Origin of the sequence: Agromyces aureus, assembly GCF_001660485.1 — a bacterium.
GTDB lineage: Bacteria > Actinomycetota > Actinomycetes > Actinomycetales > Microbacteriaceae > Agromyces > Agromyces aureus.
In genome coordinates, this window is record NZ_CP013979.1 from 178,882 (window position 1) to 192,855 (window position 13,974).

Sequence of the window (13,974 nt, forward strand, 5' to 3'; positions counted from 1 at the left end):
CCGTGACGATCGCACCCGAGCAAGCCGCCTGGTTCGCCGAGACGTTCTCGCTCATCGCCGACAACGTCGAGCAGGCCGTGCTCGGCAAGCGCCACGTGGTCGAGCTCGTGCTCGCGACGGCCGTGAGCGGCGGACACGTGCTCCTCGAAGACGCACCGGGCACGGGCAAGACGGCGCTCGCGCGGGCGATCGCCGAGACGATCCACGGCACGTCGACGCGCGTGCAGTTCACGCCCGACCTGCTGCCGGGCGACATCACCGGCATCACCGTGTACGACCAGAAGGCCGGACGGTTCGAGTTCCACGCTGGACCGGTCTTCGCGAACGTCGTGCTCGCCGACGAGATCAACCGCGCGAGCCCGAAGACGCAGTCGGCGTTGCTCGAGGTCATGGAGGAGGGCAACGTCACGATCGACGGAGTCACCCGACCGGTCGGCAACCCGTTCCTCGTGATCGCGACGCAGAACCCGATCGAGCAGGGCGGCACCTACCGCCTGCCAGAGGCGCAGCTCGACCGGTTCTCGATCAAGACGTCGATCGGCTACCCCGATGAGGCCTCGACCATGCGCATTCTGCAGGCCGTCGGCGCGCCGAAGCCGAAGCTCGAGGCGATCGTCGGCACCGACACGATCGTCGCGATGACCGAGCTCTCGCGGGGCGTGTACGTGAACCCGATCGTGTCGGACTACGTCATGCGCATCGTCGATGCGACGCGTCGTGCGAGCGAGGTGCGGCTCGGCGTGAGCGTGCGCGGGGCCATCGCGCTCTCGAAGCTCGCCATGACCTGGGCGGCCGCAGCCGGCCGCACCTACGCGACCCCCGACGACGTGCGCAGCCTCGCCGTCGCCGCGCTCGCGCACCGCCTCGTGCTCGAGCCCGAGGCCGAGTTCGACGGCGTCACGGCGGTCGCCGTGATCAACCAGATCCTGCTCGACGTGGTCGCACCCCGGGAGAACGGGGTGGCGTGACCGAATCCAGCCCCCTCCTCCGCGAACCCGCGACGACCGACACGGTCACCTCGACCCGTGGCGTCACGGTCACGCGGTTCGCGCAGACGCGCCGTGGCCGAGTGGCCTCGGGCGTCGCGCAGGCGCGCCGCGGCATGCGCTCGACCGTCGGCGTGCTCGTGCGCGCCCGGGACTGGGTGCGCGAGACGGTGTCGCCGGCGGGCCTGCTGCTCGTCGCGATCGCGATCGGCGGTGCCACCGCGGGGGCGGCGTTCGGCTGGTTCGAGGCGTGGGTGGTCGCGGCGATGTCGGCGACCCTGCTGCTCGTCTGCGTTCCGTTCCTGCTCGGGGCGCACGACTACCGGGTGCGGCTCGACCTGGATCGCGACCGGGTCGTCGCCGGATCCGAGATCCACGGCACGCTCGACCTCGTGAACCGGGGCTCGCGGCCGTCGATGCCGAGCGTGGTGGACATCCCGGTGGGTCGCGGGCTCGTCGAGGCGCACATCCCGCTGCTCCGCGGCGGCGCGCACCACGAGGAGCAGCTCGTCATCGCCGCGCAGCGTCGCGGGGTCATCGACGTCGGGCCGATGACCGTCTCGCGCGGCGACCCCCTGCGCGTGCTTCGGCGCGAGATGCGCTGGCCCGAGGTGCAGCGCGTGCACGTGCACCCCGTGACCGTCGCCCTGCCGCCGTCGAGCGCCGGACTCATCCGCGACCTCGAGGGTGCGCCGTCGAGTGCGCTCGTCGACGCCGACCTCTCGTTCCACGCCGTGCGCGAGTACGTGCCCGGCGATTCGCAGCGGCACGTGCACTGGAAGTCCACGGCGCGCACCGGAAAGCTCATGGTGCGCCAGTACGAGGAGTCCAGGCACGCGCGCATCGCGGTGCTGCTCGACCTCGACCTCGACGGCTACTCCGACGACGACGAGTTCGAGTCGGCCGTGAGCGCCGCGGCCTCGCTCGGCGTGCAGGGGGTGCGCGAGGGTCGCGACGTGCTCGTGGGCGTCAGCTCCGAGCTGGACGTGCTCGACCGCGGCGCCGTGCAGGCGATGCGCTCGCTGCCGACGGTGACGCCGCGCGCGCTCCTCGACGGCGTCTCGGCGCTGCAGGGCGGTTCGGCTGCGGGAACGGGTGCCCGCGTCATCCGTCTCGAATCGGTCGCGACGCTCGTCGCGCAGTCGTTCAGCGACCTCTCGATCGCGTTCCTCGTGACGGGGTCGCTCGTGCCCCTCGATCGTCTCCGCCGTGCGGCGATCACGCTGCCGCCCGGCATCACGGTGGTCGCCGTGCGGTGCGAGCCCGAGGCCGAGCCGACAGCGCGGCACTCGCGCGAGCTGACCGTGCTCACGCTCGGGCGTCTCGACGACCTCGCCCAACTGCTCGCGCGCGGAGCCGTTCGATGAGCGCGCCGCAGCCGGACACGGCCTCCCGCGCGCGCGACCTGCTCGGCATCGCCTACGTCGTCGTCGCCGGTCTGCTCGCGACGGTCGCGGCCTGGCCCGTGTACGAATCGGTGCGGATGCCCGTGGCCGCCGCGGTCGGCATGCTCGCCGGCCTCGGGCTGGCGTGGGCGGCCCGCCGCGCACCCGTCTCAGGTGTTGCGCGCGCCTTGCTGCTCGTGCCGGCGACGGCCGTCGTCTACGCGCTGATCGTCGTGCCGGTGGCGATCCCGAGCGCCGTGGGCGCGCCCCTGATGTGGATCGCGGGCATCCGCGACGGGTTCGTGGGCGTCGTCGTCGGCTGGAAGCAGTTGCTCACGCTCTCGCTGCCGCTCGGCGAGTACCAGGCCGTCCTCGTGCCGTTCCTGCTCGTGATGCTCGTCGGCACCCTCGTCGCGGCGATGCTCGTCGTGCCCGACCGCTCGGCGTCGCCGTTCGCGGTCGTCGTCGGGCTCGGCATGTCGGGCTTCGGGCTGGCGTTCGGGTCGAGTGCGATCGGCGACCCGCTCGTGGTCGGGCCCGTGACGGTGCCCGCGCCGCGCGAACTCGTGGTCGCGGTCGGCGGCCTCGTCGCCGCACTGGCCTGGCTGCTGCTGCGCTCACGCTCGATCCGAGCGGTCGCGCTGCGTCGGGCGTCGGCCGACACCGTGCAGCGGTCGAGCCTGACCGGGTGGTCGGCGTTCCGGCGCCGCTCGCTCGCGACCGCGCTCGTGCTGGCCGCGCTCGTCGTCGGGGCCGTCGTGACGCCCGCCGCCGCGGGCTTCGCGCAGCGCGAGGCGCTGCGCGACCGCATCGACCCCGAGGTCGTGCTGCGCCAGACCGCGACCCCGCTCGCGAGCTACCGCTCGGCGTTCACCGCCGACCGGGTCGACGAGCCCTGGCTCGCACTCGACGGCGACACCACGGGCGTCGAGCGCCTGCGCCTCGCGACCCTCGACACGTACGACGGCGAGACGTTCCACGTCGGCGCCGGAGAGGGCGCCGCCGATGCCGCCGCGTCGCGCTTCAGCCGCCTGCCGCGCGCCGCGGTGCGCGCGCCGGGCGACGTGGAGTTCGGGGTCTCGGTCGAGCCGGGCTACTCGGGCATCTGGGTTCCCGCGCCGCAGGGCCTGCGGGCCGCACCCGACTTCTCGGGTGATCGTGCCGCGGCGCTCGACGACGGATTCCACCGCTCCGGCGACGGCGCGACCTCGATCGACATCGCTGCGGTTTCATCGGATGCGACCGGTGCGGCGAACGGCGCGGACGCCGGGTCGACGGATGCCGCCGGGCCGACCGCGTCGTCCGCCTCGTCGGCGACGCGCGGTCTCGCGTTGGGCGACGAGTACCGTCTCGTCGCGGCGCCCGACCGCCGGGCCGACCTCGATGAGCCCGGCGCGACGCCGCTGCTCGACGTCGAGGAGTACCCGGCGCTCGCGGCGTGGATCGAGTTGCAGGAGCAGCCCGACACCTCGGCCGGATTCCTCGAGCTCGTGCAGCGCCTGCGCGACCGCGGATATCTCAGCCACGCGGCGGTCGACGGCCCGGACGCCGCCGGGTGGATCGCCGGCCTCGGCGGCGGCTACACGTTCATTCCGAGCTACTCCGGCCACTCGAAGGCGCGCATCGAGGCGCTGTTCACGCAGCTCGTCGAGCAGCAGCGCCTGGCCGGCCCCGAGGCATCCGACGCCGCCCTCGTCGCGGGCGTGGGTGACGACGAGCAGTTCGCGGTCGCGGTCGCGCTGCTCGCCAGGGCCCTCGGCTACGAGTCGCGCGTCGTGCTCGGGTTCCGCCTCGCCGGGGCCGAGGAGGTGCCGGGCGTGGCGACGTGCGCCGACGTCTGCGCGGGCGGGGCGCTCACCGTCTGGACCGAGGTGACGGGCTCGTCGGGCGCGGGCGGCGGCTCGGGCACCTCGACCTCCGGCGCCTGGACGCCGATCGACGCGACCCCGCAGTTCGAGGTCGCTCCGAGCCTGATCCGCGAGGGCGAGCAGCTGCCGGAGCACCCGACGACGCCCGACCGCCCCGAGACGGCGACCATCGACCCGCCCTCGGCGCAGAGCGAGTCGAGCGACGCCGAAGCCGCGCCCGCCGGCGAGGAGCCGGCCGGGCCGCTCGCGCTCGCGGCCTGGGTGCGGTGGACCGCGCTCGGCGTCGCCGCGCTGGCACTGCTGCTGCTGCCCGTGCTGGTGCTGCTCGCCGCGAAGGGCGTGCGGTCGGGTCGTCGCCGACGCGAGGCCGACCCCGAGGTGCGCATCGTCGGCGCCTGGGACGACCTCATCGACCTCTACGCCGAGCACGGCGTGCTCACGGCTCAACTCGGCACGCGGGCCGACACGGCGCGCGCGTCCGGCCGACAGGCCGCGACCGAGCTCGCAGGCATCGTCGAGCGAGCCGTGTTCGCCGGAGACCCGCCCGATGGCGACGACGCCCGCGCCGCGTGGGCGCTCGTCGATGCCGAGCGCGCCGAGCTCGCGGCCGGGGCCCGACTGCGGCGCCGGCTGGCGGCCCGACTCTCGCTCGCCGCGCTCACCCGGAGCGCCCTTCCTGGACACGTGCGCACCGGACGCCCGACCCCGGACCGCTCGATCTCAGCCAGCCTCACCCCAGCCCGCGCCGCACTCGAGGAGCCCGCCCGATGACCCCTGCAGAAGCCCAGCAGCTCGCCGCCGTCACCCTGACGATGGTCGCCGTGTCGTTCGCGCTCGGCGCCGGCCTCTACGTCTGGTACTCCGTGATGCTCGCGCGGGTGTTCGCGCACGCCGGGCTGACGCCGTGGTCGGCCTGGGTGCCCGTGTACAGCCAGATGCAGGTGTTCCGCCTCGGCGGCCAGAACCCGTGGCTCGCGCTGCTGCTGCTCGTGCCGATCGCGCAGCTCGCCGGCCTGTTCTTCCTCATCCTCGCGCTGCACCGCATCAGCGGGCAGTACTGGCGCGGCGTCGGCACGACCGTGCTCGGCGTGCTGCTGCCGCCAGTCTGGGCGACGGTGCTCGCGCTCGGCCCATCGCCAGACCCCGAGCGCGGGCGGATGCCGGTGCGCGGCGCCTCCTCGGGCGCGATCCCGCCCGTGGCGCCCGGCGTCACGCGCGACGCCGCGCTGGCGGCCGTCACGGCCGGGTGGCCGGCGGGAGACTCCGCCCCGATCCTCCCGGCGTGGGCCGACCTGCACCCGCGCGGCGCGGCTCCGCTGCCGCCCATGCCGACGGCTGCGCCGGTGCCCGCGTCGGCCCAGCCGCCCGCGTCGGCCCGGCCGCTGGTGCCCGCCCAGCCCCACGTGCCCGCATCCGCGGCGGCCGTCGCGGGGCCCATCGCCGACCCGATCTCCCGGATCCCCGGCCGCATCGAGCCGATCCCCGCCATGCCCGCGGCATCCGTCGCCCCGCAGCAGAAGCCGGCCCCCGGCACTCCGATCGCGCCCACGCTGCCCACCCTGCCGCCGGCCGGCTCCCCCTTCGACCTCGCCCCGGACGCGGCACCGGTCGCCGCCCCGGACGCGGCGCCGGTCGCCGCCCCGAACGCGGCACCGGTCTTCGCGGACCTGTTCGCGGTGGCGGCGCCCGTCGCGCTCGCCGAGCCGGTGCCGGCCGCAGCCGTCGCGACCGCTGCCGCCACCGCCATCGCGGCCACCGAGGAGGATCTCGACGACGACCCGCTCGACCGCACCATCGTCGTCGCGCGCAAGCCGAAGGTGACCTGGCATCTGGTGCCCGACGGCGGCGAGCCGCTGCGGCTCGCGGGCGGCACCGTGCTGCTCGGGCGCAACCCCCGCGTCGCGAACCCCGAGGCGGGCGAAGTGCGCCTCGTGGTGCCCGACCCCAGCCGCACGCTGTCGAAGACGCACGCCGTGCTGCAGCTCGACGGCGAACAGTGGACCATCACCGACCTGCATTCGACGAACGGCGTGCTCGTTCCCGACGGGTTCGGCGAGGACCAGCTGCTCGATCCCGACGTGCCGACCCTCGTGCCCGACCGGTTCGTGCTCGGAACCCTGAGCGTCCGCATCGACCGCGATCCGCCCATCGCCGGGGTGCCGGGCCGATGACCGTGCATCAGGTGCAGCTCGCCGCGGCCGCCGCGACCGACGTGGGGCTCGTGCGACGCGCGAACGAGGACTCCGCGCTGGCGCAGTGGCCCGTCTACGCGGTCGCCGACGGCATGGGCGGATACGAGGCCGGCGACCGTGCGAGCGCCGCCGTCATCGACGCGTTCCGCGCGCACGTCGCGGGCAACGAGGTCGCGAGCATCGCCCAGGTGCGCGCCGCGCTCGCGGACGCCACCCTCGCCGTCGCCGCGGTCGCGGAGACCACCGAACGCGGCGCGGGCAGCACGATCACCGGTGTCGCCCTCGTCGATGACGACGGCGAGCCCGCGTGGCTGGTCTTCAACGTGGGCGACTCCCGCGTATACCGCCACCACGGCACCGAGCTCGAGCAGCTCACCGTCGACCACTCGCTCGCGCAGGAACTCGTCGACGCCGGCGAGCTCAAGCCGGAGGATCGCGAGCAGTTCGCCCAGCGCAACGTCATCACGCGCGCGATCGGCGGCCCCGACAGCACGGCCGACAGCTGGCTGCTGCCCGTCGTCAACGGCGAGCGCCTGCTGATCTGCAGCGACGGGCTCACCGGCGAGGTCAGCGACGAGGGCATCCGGGCGACGCTCACCATGGGCGGCCGCGCGGAGTCCGTCGCGCACGCGCTCGTGCAACGGGCCCGTCAGGCCGGGGGCCGCGACAACATCACGGTCGTCGTCGTCGACGTGATCTCGGGCGGCATCGACGAGCAGTCGGATGCCACGACCGGGGTCGTCAGGGGTGCGGATGCCGCGGCATCCGATGACGACCACACCACCATTCCCGTGCGGAGCCGCTCGTGACCGCGGCGAACCCCGGCGAGGTGCTCGACACCGACCTCGAGGCCGACGAGACCGTCGTCGTGGATCGGCGCGCGTCGGTCGGCACCCCGCCCGTCGCCCCCGCCGAGCTCGACGAGACGATCGTGGTGAGCCGGGGTCCGGCGCCGATCCCGCCGCCGCCCGTCGGGCCTGCGCCCTCCGATGTCTCGTCGAACCCCGAGCTCGACGAGACGATCGTCGTCGACCGGACCACGGCCCCGACCGTGCCGGCGGCGGTCGTGCCGGTCGGGATCGACGAGACGATCGTCGTCGACCGCACGGCGACCGGAACCGGTCCCGCCACGACCGCACCGGCGACGACCGGGCCGGCCGCGACGGACCTCGCCGGCATCGGGCCGGCCGCGCCCGATGACACGATCGTGGTCGAGCGCACGGTCGTGCGCGCGACGCCCCTGCCGACCGACGGGCCCGACGCGATCATGCACGCGCCGATGCGTCGCAGCCGACGGGTGACCCCCGCGCCCGTCTCCGACGACGTGCTGCGCACGGCCGAGGTCGGCACCGGTCCGGGGCTCCTCGAGCACTATGCCGCGCGGCCGCTCGAGCCGACGGCGCCGAGGCTCGCCGCGCCCGCGTACACGGGCGGCGTGGAGCCGACGCGCGATCCTGCACAGCCGCTGCCGTCGGTGGCCCGCAGCTCGCGCCGATCCGCGATCGTCGTGCTGGCCGCGTTCGCGGGTTCGTGCGTGGTCGCCGTCGGCGGGCTCGCGGCCGTCGCGGTGCTCGCGTTCGTCGGCTGAGCCGCCCGCGCTCGGCCGTGCACGCTCAAGCGCTGACGCTCTCGCTCTCGCTCACGCTCACGCGAAGAGGAACAGCACGAAGCCGATGAGCGGCAGCGTGCCCTGGATGAGCGCGGGCCGCAGGTAGCCGCGACCCGTCGTCGTCAGCACGGCCGCTGCGAGCGCCATGCACGCCGTCGAGAACAGCACGAGCGCACGCCCGGCCTCGTCGACGCCCGACCACACGAGGATCAGTCCGAGCGCCGCGCCGATGCCGAGGAACAGGTTGTAGAAGCCCTGGTTGTAGGCCATCGGCTTCGTGATGTCGGCGGCGGCCTGATCGGCGACGCCGAAGGTCTTCCACGTCTTGGGCCGGGTCCACAGCACGCTCTCGAGCAGGAAGATGTAGCCGTGCAGCAGCGCGGCGAGGGCGACGAAGACGCTGGCGATGACGAGCATGTCGCGATCGTACCGAGGGGCCGGGCTCGCGGTCGTGGGGGCGCGCCCACCGGTGGTGCGGGCGCTCGCGCAGGCAGCGCAGGCCGCGCAGTTCCGGACCGCGCCGAGGTCAGTCGGCCGGGGCCTCCTGCTCGATGCGCAGTTCGCCGCCGAGGAACACGCCGAGTTCGGCGACGGATGCCTCGAGCGAGCGCTCCTCGTGGGCGTCGAGTCCGCGCCATGGCACGAGCCGCACGGCGGTGGCGGCCGACGCCGTCGGCGGCGCCCACCGCCCGATCATGACGCCGTCGCACATCAGGGCGTGGAGCGGAAATTCGGCGTGCACCACGGCATCGCCCTCGGCGTGCAGGAACGCCCTGGGCGACGCGTATCCCATGATGTACTCGTCGTAGGCCTGCAGCAGGTCGATGCGGGGCCCCGGCTCGGCGGCGGCACCGCCCCCGAACTCGCCCTCGAATCGTGCGAGCTGCGCCGAGCGCACGTGGTGGACGACCCCCTCGACGCCCAGGGTCTCGACCGGGTCGCCCGCGGCATCCGCTCGCTCGATGACGGCGGTGAGCGCCCGCCGCGCATCGGTCAGCGTGAAGCCCGACCACGACGCGAAGTCGCGATCGGTCACGGGGCCGCGGGCGTCGAGGAACCGCTCGGCCAGGTCGGCGAGCGCCTCGTCGCGGGGTCTGGGGGCCGATGGCGGCACGCGCTCGTCGAACGCGGCGTAGGTGCGCTGCTTGCCGACGTTCGCGCCGCTGATGACGACGCGTTCGAGCTCGGCCCGCATGAGCACGTACGAGAGGGGCACACCCGTCGCGGGGAGCGACGCGTCGGCCAGCGCGGTCGCGATGTCGGTGCGCGTGCGGTGCCCGTCGGCGACGCAGGCCGCGACCACGTCGACCGCCCGAACCGCATCCTCGCCGTCGACGCCCGTCGAGCGGTAGTACGTGCCGTTCGCACGGTGCACGCGCTCGGCCGAGAGCTCGAGCACCCACCGGGCGTCGTCGGGGTGCAGGAAGTGCCACGTCGGCCGCAGCACGTGCGTGCGGAGGATGCGCCCGGCGTCGAGGTCGGCTGCGAGCGCCGCGGCGTCCGGCCTCGTCGGCACGGGCACGCGTTGCGCGAGGCCCCACTGCGCGGGCACGTACTCCTGCGCCTGCACGGCCCCGAACCGGCGCACGACCTCGGGTGCTGACATGTCGAACGGATGCCGCAGCCCCTGCACGTGCAGACGCAGCTCGCGGAGCTCGGCGAGGTCCACGACTACGACACGTCCCTCCGCCAGGTCGTGAGGCTGCCGATCAGCGTGGTCACGAGGCCGATGCCGAACAGCACGAGACCGCCCTGCCACCACTCGAGCGTCTCGGCCGATCCGATCGCGGCCACGCTGTAGAACGAGGCGCCCACGAGGGCGTCGCTGGCCGCGCCGGGCAGGAACTTGCCGATGTTCGCGGTCACGTCGTTCAGCGAGGCCACGAGTCGCACGATCGGCTCGACGAACTGCGTGAAGGCGATCACGATGACGATGGCGGCGACCTGGTTGGTCACGAGCGAGCCGAGGCCCACGCCGATCGTGCCCCACAACGCCATCGCGAGCACGCCACGACCGATCAGGGCCCACGTGTCGGGCGAGTCGAGCGCGGTGTCGATGCCGAACGCCGCCAGCGCACCCGCGCCCGCGCCGACCGTGGCCGCGAACGCGAGCACGCCGAGCCCCGCACCGACGATCAGCTGCGACACGTACTTCGCCCACAGCACGGTGGCGCGTTGCGGCTGCACGAGGAACGACGGCGTCAGCGTCTTGTGCCGGAACTCGGTCGTGACCGCGAGCGCGCCGAAGAGCACCGGGAACACGTAGCCGATCGACGACGCGAAGCTGTACACGAGCGGAGCGAGCCCGTCGGTCGGCAGCGGCGTCGAGCTCGCGCCCGCGGCCGCCGTGGGGTTGTCGGTCGCCCAGCCCAGGAACGCGCCGAAGCCGCCCGCCGACAGGGCCACGTACCCGACGAGCAGCAGCGTGAGCAGCCACCACATGCGGGTGGTGAAGAACTTCTGGAACTCGGAGCCGAGTGCGCGCAGCATGCCCATCACCCCTTCGCCCCGTCGGTGGTGCCGGGTTCGCCTGGCGCGCCGGGTTCGGCTGGCGCTGCCGGTTCGGCGGGTTCGCCGGGTTCGGAGCGAGCGGATGTCGCGTCGGACAGCTCGTCGTCGATGGCGGCTGCGTCGTGGTCGGCCGGGCCGCCCGCGGCATCCGCCCCGCCGTCGACGGAACCGTCGGCCCCACCGGGGGCCGCGGCCTCGCCGCTCACCAGCGCCAGGAACGACTCCTCGAGGCCCGACTTCAGGCGGTACAGCGACTTGAGTTCGACGCCGCCGACGAAGGCCGCGTGCCCGACGAGGCCGGGGTCGGGCTCGGCCACGATGAAGCCGTTGCGTCCCTCGGTGAACTCGAGGCCGGCCTGCGTGAGCGCCGCTGAGAGGCGTGGACGGTCGGGGGAGTCGGCGATCGTGCGCGGCGCCGACTCGAGTTCGAGGCTGCTCAGGGTGCCGGTCTTGGCGAGGCGCCCGCGCGAGATGATCACGACGTCGTCGACGCTCTGCTGCACCTCGCTCAGCAGGTGCGAGCTCACGAGCACGGTGCGGCCGTCTTGCGCGAGGCGCTGCAGGAACATGCGGATCCACTTGATGCCCTCGGGGTCGAGGCCGTTGATCGGCTCGTCGAGCACGAAGACCGACGGGTCGCCGAGCAGCGTGAACGCGAGGGCGAGCCGCTGGCGCATGCCGAGCGAGTAGCCGCCGACGCGTCGGTCGGCGAACTCGCTGAGCCCGACCTGCTCGAGCACGACCGGAACACGTGATGACGGGATGCCCGCCGCGGTCGCGGTGACCTTGAGGTGGTTGCGGGCTGTGCGCCCGGGGTGGAAGCTCGCGTCGAGCGCGGCGCCGACCGTCTCGAGCGGGCGCTTGAGCGCGTGATACGGCGTGCCGCCGAACGTCGCCGTGCCGCTCGAGGCCTTCACGAGGCCGAGCAGTACGCGCAGCGTCGTCGTCTTGCCGGCGCCGTTCGGACCGAGGAATCCGGTCACCCGACCCGGTTGCACCGTGAAGCTCAGGTCGTCGACCGCGGTGACATTGCCGAAGTGCTTGCTGAGCCCCGAGATCTCGATGGGGATGCCGCTGTTCATGCGCTCTCCTCGTAGCCGGGGGCGAGCGGGCCGCACATGGCCGCGCCCCCGCAGGGCCCGGCGACCACTCGCCTCCCGCTCACCCTAGCGAGCGAGGGCTGCGCGCGGCATCCGTCTCGCGGGGGATTCGCGAGATCAGGCGGCACTTCGGTCCCGCCGGTCGAGGAGCGGAGCGTCTCGAGACCAGCGGGACCGCACGCCTCAGTTCAGCGGCCGGATCCCGTCGGGCAGCACGCCGCCGAGGTACAGGTCGGTCGCGAGGTCCTGCAGCGCGCCGAGTGCGACCCGCTGCGTCGTCGGGCCGTACGAGACGCGTGCGACGCCGAGCTCCTGCAGGCGCTCGGGGGCCGGAACGCCCGGCAGGCCGATCAGCGTGACCTTCAGCTCGCCGATGCCTGCGACGAGCTGCCGCACGACGTCCTCGCCGAAGATGCCCGGCACGAACACGCTCGTGGCGCCGGCGTCAAGGAAGGCGCGCCCGCGTTCGATCGCGTCGGCGACGTTGACCTCGAGCGAGCGGTCGCGCCCGCGGAGGAACGCGTCGGTGCGGGCGTTCAGCGCGAACGGCACGCCCTCGGCGTCGGCGGCGGCGACCGAGGCGCGCACGGCGGCGACCGCCTCGTCGAGCGGCTTCAGCTGGTCCTCGAGGTTCGCGCCGACGATGCCCTCGCCGATCGCCCGGCGGATCGTCTCGCCCGCGTCGCCGTATCCGGCCTCGAGGTCGGCGCTCACGGGCACGTCGACCGCGCGGGCGATGCGGCCGACCATGTCGAGCATGAGGTCGACCGGGATCTGCTCGCCGTCCTCGTAGCCGAACGTCGCGGCGATCGAGTGGCTCGCGGTCGCGAGGGCCTTCGTTCCGGGCAGGTCTGCGACGGCGCGCGCCGAGACGACGTCCCAGACGTTCACCACCTGGAGGAGTTCGGGGTCGGTGTGCAGGCGGCGGAGTTCGGTGGCGCGTTCGACGATGCTGGTCATGTCTCCAGCGTATGTTCGCCCGCGGGGCGCTTCGCCGCTCGATGCGGTATTCGCCGCATGAGGTCCGGAACTCGCCACCCTCGACGGGCCGGCGGTTCAGGCGAGGGCTGCGCGGAGCCCCGCGATCAGCCGGTCGAGGTCCTCGTCGTCGGTGTACGGCGCGAGGCCGACGCGCAGGCCGCCCGCGTCGCCGAGTGCGAGTCGGCGCGAGGCCTCCAGCGCGTAGAAGTTGCTGCTCGGCGCGAGCACCTGCCCCGCGGCGAGCTGACTCGTGACGACGGATGCCTCGTGGCCGGCGAAGGTGAGCAGCAGGGTCGGGGTGCGGCGGGCCGCCCGCGAGTGCACGGTCACGCCGGGGAGCTCGGCGAGGGCAGCCTCGAGGCGTGCCAGCAGGCGCGACTCGTGCTCGTGGAGGGCGGCGTACGAGGCCTGCAGTCGCGCGCGGCGCGAGCCCGCGGCATCCGACCCGCCGTCGTCATCGCCGTCTCCGTCGCGGCCGCCGGGCCCCGACGAGGCGAGCCCCGCGAGCACGTCGACCGCGGCCGTGACCCCGGCGAGCAGTTCGTAGGGCAGCGTGCCGAACTCGAAGCGTTCGGGAACGACCTCCGTCGCCGGCAGCAGCTTGTCGGGCTCGATGGTCTCGAGCAACTCGGGCCGGGAGACGAGCACGCCGCAGTGCGGGCCGAGGAACTTGTACGGCGAGCACGTGAAGAAGTCCGCCCCGAGCGCGTCGAGGTCGGGCAGTTCGTGAGCGCTGAAGTGCACGCCGTCGACCCAGACGAGCGCACCCACGGCATGCGCGGCCGAAGCGATCGCCGCGACATCCGGCATCGTGCCGATGAGGTTCGACGCGGCCGTGACCGCGACGAGGCGCGTGCGCTCACCGAGGAGCGAGGTCACGGCCTCGACCGGGAGCTCGCCCGTCGCCGGGTCGAACTCGGCCCAGCGCACGGTCGCCCCGACACGCTCGGCGGCCTGCACCCACGGGCGGATGTTCGAGTCGTGGTCGAGGCTCGTCACGATCACCTCGTCGCCCGGCCCCCAGCCCTTCGACAGATGCCGCGAGAAGTCGTACGTGAGCTGCGTGGCGCTGCGCCCATGCACGATGCCGCGCGGGTGCGCGTTCGCGAAGTCGGCCATCGCGAGCCGGAACCCGTGCACCGCGGCCTCGGCGCGCTCCTCGGAGACGCCGATCGTGCCGCGGTTCGAGAGCGGCCCGGTGAGCACGGATGCCACGGCCTCGCCGACCGCGCGCGGCGTCTGCGTGCCGCCCGGCCCGTCGAACTGCGCCCACCCGCTCTCGAGCGACGGGAAACCGGATCGGATGCGCGCGACGTCGTAGGCCATGCGGTGAGCATAGGCG

At 74.0% G+C, this 13,974-nt stretch carries 12 protein-coding genes; 6 read left to right on the forward strand and 6 right to left on the reverse strand.

What is annotated here, in order from left to right; all coding sequences use genetic code 11:
* Window positions 1-2 precede the first annotated feature (2 nt).
* Genes ATC03_RS00750 through ATC03_RS00775 form a run of 6 tightly spaced genes read left to right on the forward strand, consistent with a single transcriptional unit; the run spans window position 3 to window position 8,019 of the window.
* Window positions 3-968: an AAA family ATPase gene (locus ATC03_RS00750; protein ID WP_067871913.1), complete on the forward strand. Its 966-nt coding sequence runs from the start codon at window positions 3-5 to the stop codon at window positions 966-968.
* Complete coding sequence (locus ATC03_RS00755; protein WP_067871916.1) at window positions 965-2,353, forward strand: DUF58 domain-containing protein; 1,389 nt, start codon at window positions 965-967, stop codon at window positions 2,351-2,353. Before ATC03_RS00750 ends, ATC03_RS00755 begins: the two co-directional genes overlap by 4 nt.
* Window positions 2,350-5,010 carry a transglutaminase domain-containing protein gene (locus tag ATC03_RS00760; RefSeq protein ID WP_067871919.1) on the forward strand — a complete coding sequence of 887 codons (2,661 nt, stop codon included), beginning with the start codon at window positions 2,350-2,352 and terminating at the stop codon, window positions 5,008-5,010. Before ATC03_RS00755 ends, ATC03_RS00760 begins: the two co-directional genes overlap by 4 nt.
* The gene (locus tag ATC03_RS00765) at window positions 5,007-6,410 is read left to right on the forward strand and encodes a DUF5684 domain-containing protein (RefSeq protein ID WP_067871922.1); all 1,404 of its coding nucleotides are present in this window, start codon (window positions 5,007-5,009) and stop codon (window positions 6,408-6,410) included. The genes ATC03_RS00760 and ATC03_RS00765 overlap by 4 nt, the downstream gene beginning before the upstream one ends.
* On the forward strand, window positions 6,407-7,240 hold the full coding sequence (locus ATC03_RS00770) for a PP2C family protein-serine/threonine phosphatase (RefSeq protein WP_067871925.1): 834 nt from the start codon (window positions 6,407-6,409) through the stop codon (window positions 7,238-7,240). The genes ATC03_RS00765 and ATC03_RS00770 overlap by 4 nt, the downstream gene beginning before the upstream one ends.
* Entirely contained in the window at window positions 7,237-8,019 is a 783-nt protein-coding gene (locus ATC03_RS00775; RefSeq protein WP_067871928.1) for a hypothetical protein, read from the forward strand. The genes ATC03_RS00770 and ATC03_RS00775 overlap by 4 nt, the downstream gene beginning before the upstream one ends.
* A 57-nt stretch (window positions 8,020-8,076) precedes the next feature.
* On the opposite strand, the gene ATC03_RS00780 is transcribed toward ATC03_RS00775, so the two are convergent.
* The 6 genes from ATC03_RS00780 to ATC03_RS00805 all read right to left on the reverse strand — a co-directional run bounded on the left by ATC03_RS00780 (window position 8,077) and on the right by ATC03_RS00805 (window position 13,958).
* Entirely contained in the window at window positions 8,077-8,457 is a 381-nt protein-coding gene (locus tag ATC03_RS00780; protein ID WP_067871931.1) for a DUF1304 domain-containing protein, read from the reverse strand.
* A gap of 109 nt (window positions 8,458-8,566) precedes the next feature.
* Entirely contained in the window at window positions 8,567-9,709 is a 1,143-nt protein-coding gene (locus ATC03_RS00785; RefSeq protein ID WP_067871933.1) for a winged helix DNA-binding domain-containing protein, read from the reverse strand.
* 2 nt (window positions 9,710-9,711) lie between these two features.
* On the reverse strand, window positions 9,712-10,530 hold the full coding sequence (locus ATC03_RS00790) for an ABC transporter permease (protein ID WP_227820187.1): 819 nt from the start codon (window positions 10,528-10,530) through the stop codon (window positions 9,712-9,714).
* Window positions 10,531-10,535: 5 nt separating this feature from the next.
* Window positions 10,536-11,633 (reverse strand): ATP-binding cassette domain-containing protein, encoded by a 1,098-nt coding sequence (locus ATC03_RS00795; protein ID WP_067871939.1) that lies wholly within the window; start codon window positions 11,631-11,633, stop codon window positions 10,536-10,538.
* A gap of 201 nt (window positions 11,634-11,834) precedes the next feature.
* The gene (locus ATC03_RS00800) at window positions 11,835-12,611 is read right to left on the reverse strand and encodes an isocitrate lyase/PEP mutase family protein (RefSeq protein WP_067871940.1); all 777 of its coding nucleotides are present in this window, start codon (window positions 12,609-12,611) and stop codon (window positions 11,835-11,837) included.
* Window positions 12,612-12,707: 96 nt separating this feature from the next.
* Window positions 12,708-13,958 carry a cysteine desulfurase-like protein gene (locus ATC03_RS00805; protein WP_067871944.1) on the reverse strand — a complete coding sequence of 417 codons (1,251 nt, stop codon included), beginning with the start codon at window positions 13,956-13,958 and terminating at the stop codon, window positions 12,708-12,710.
* Window positions 13,959-13,974: the final 16 nt, after the last annotated feature.

Bases quoted from the DNA above. Each gene is read 5' to 3' on its own strand.
- ATC03_RS00805 (WP_067871944.1), bottom strand. From the start codon at position 13,958: ATGGCCTACGACGTCGCGCGCATCCGATCCGGTTTCCCGTCGCTCGAG.
- ATC03_RS00770 (WP_067871925.1), top strand. From the start codon at position 6,407: ATGACCGTGCATCAGGTGCAGCTCGCCGCGGCCGCCGCGACCGACGTG.
- ATC03_RS00795 (WP_067871939.1), bottom strand. From the start codon at position 11,633: ATGAACAGCGGCATCCCCATCGAGATCTCGGGGCTCAGCAAGCACTTC.
- ATC03_RS00800 (WP_067871940.1), bottom strand. From the start codon at position 12,611: ATGACCAGCATCGTCGAACGCGCCACCGAACTCCGCCGCCTGCACACC.
- ATC03_RS00790 (WP_227820187.1), bottom strand. From the start codon at position 10,530: ATGCTGCGCGCACTCGGCTCCGAGTTCCAGAAGTTCTTCACCACCCGC.
- ATC03_RS00765 (WP_067871922.1), top strand. From the start codon at position 5,007: ATGACCCCTGCAGAAGCCCAGCAGCTCGCCGCCGTCACCCTGACGATG.
- ATC03_RS00780 (WP_067871931.1), bottom strand. From the start codon at position 8,457: ATGCTCGTCATCGCCAGCGTCTTCGTCGCCCTCGCCGCGCTGCTGCAC.
- ATC03_RS00760 (WP_067871919.1), top strand. From the start codon at position 2,350: ATGAGCGCGCCGCAGCCGGACACGGCCTCCCGCGCGCGCGACCTGCTC.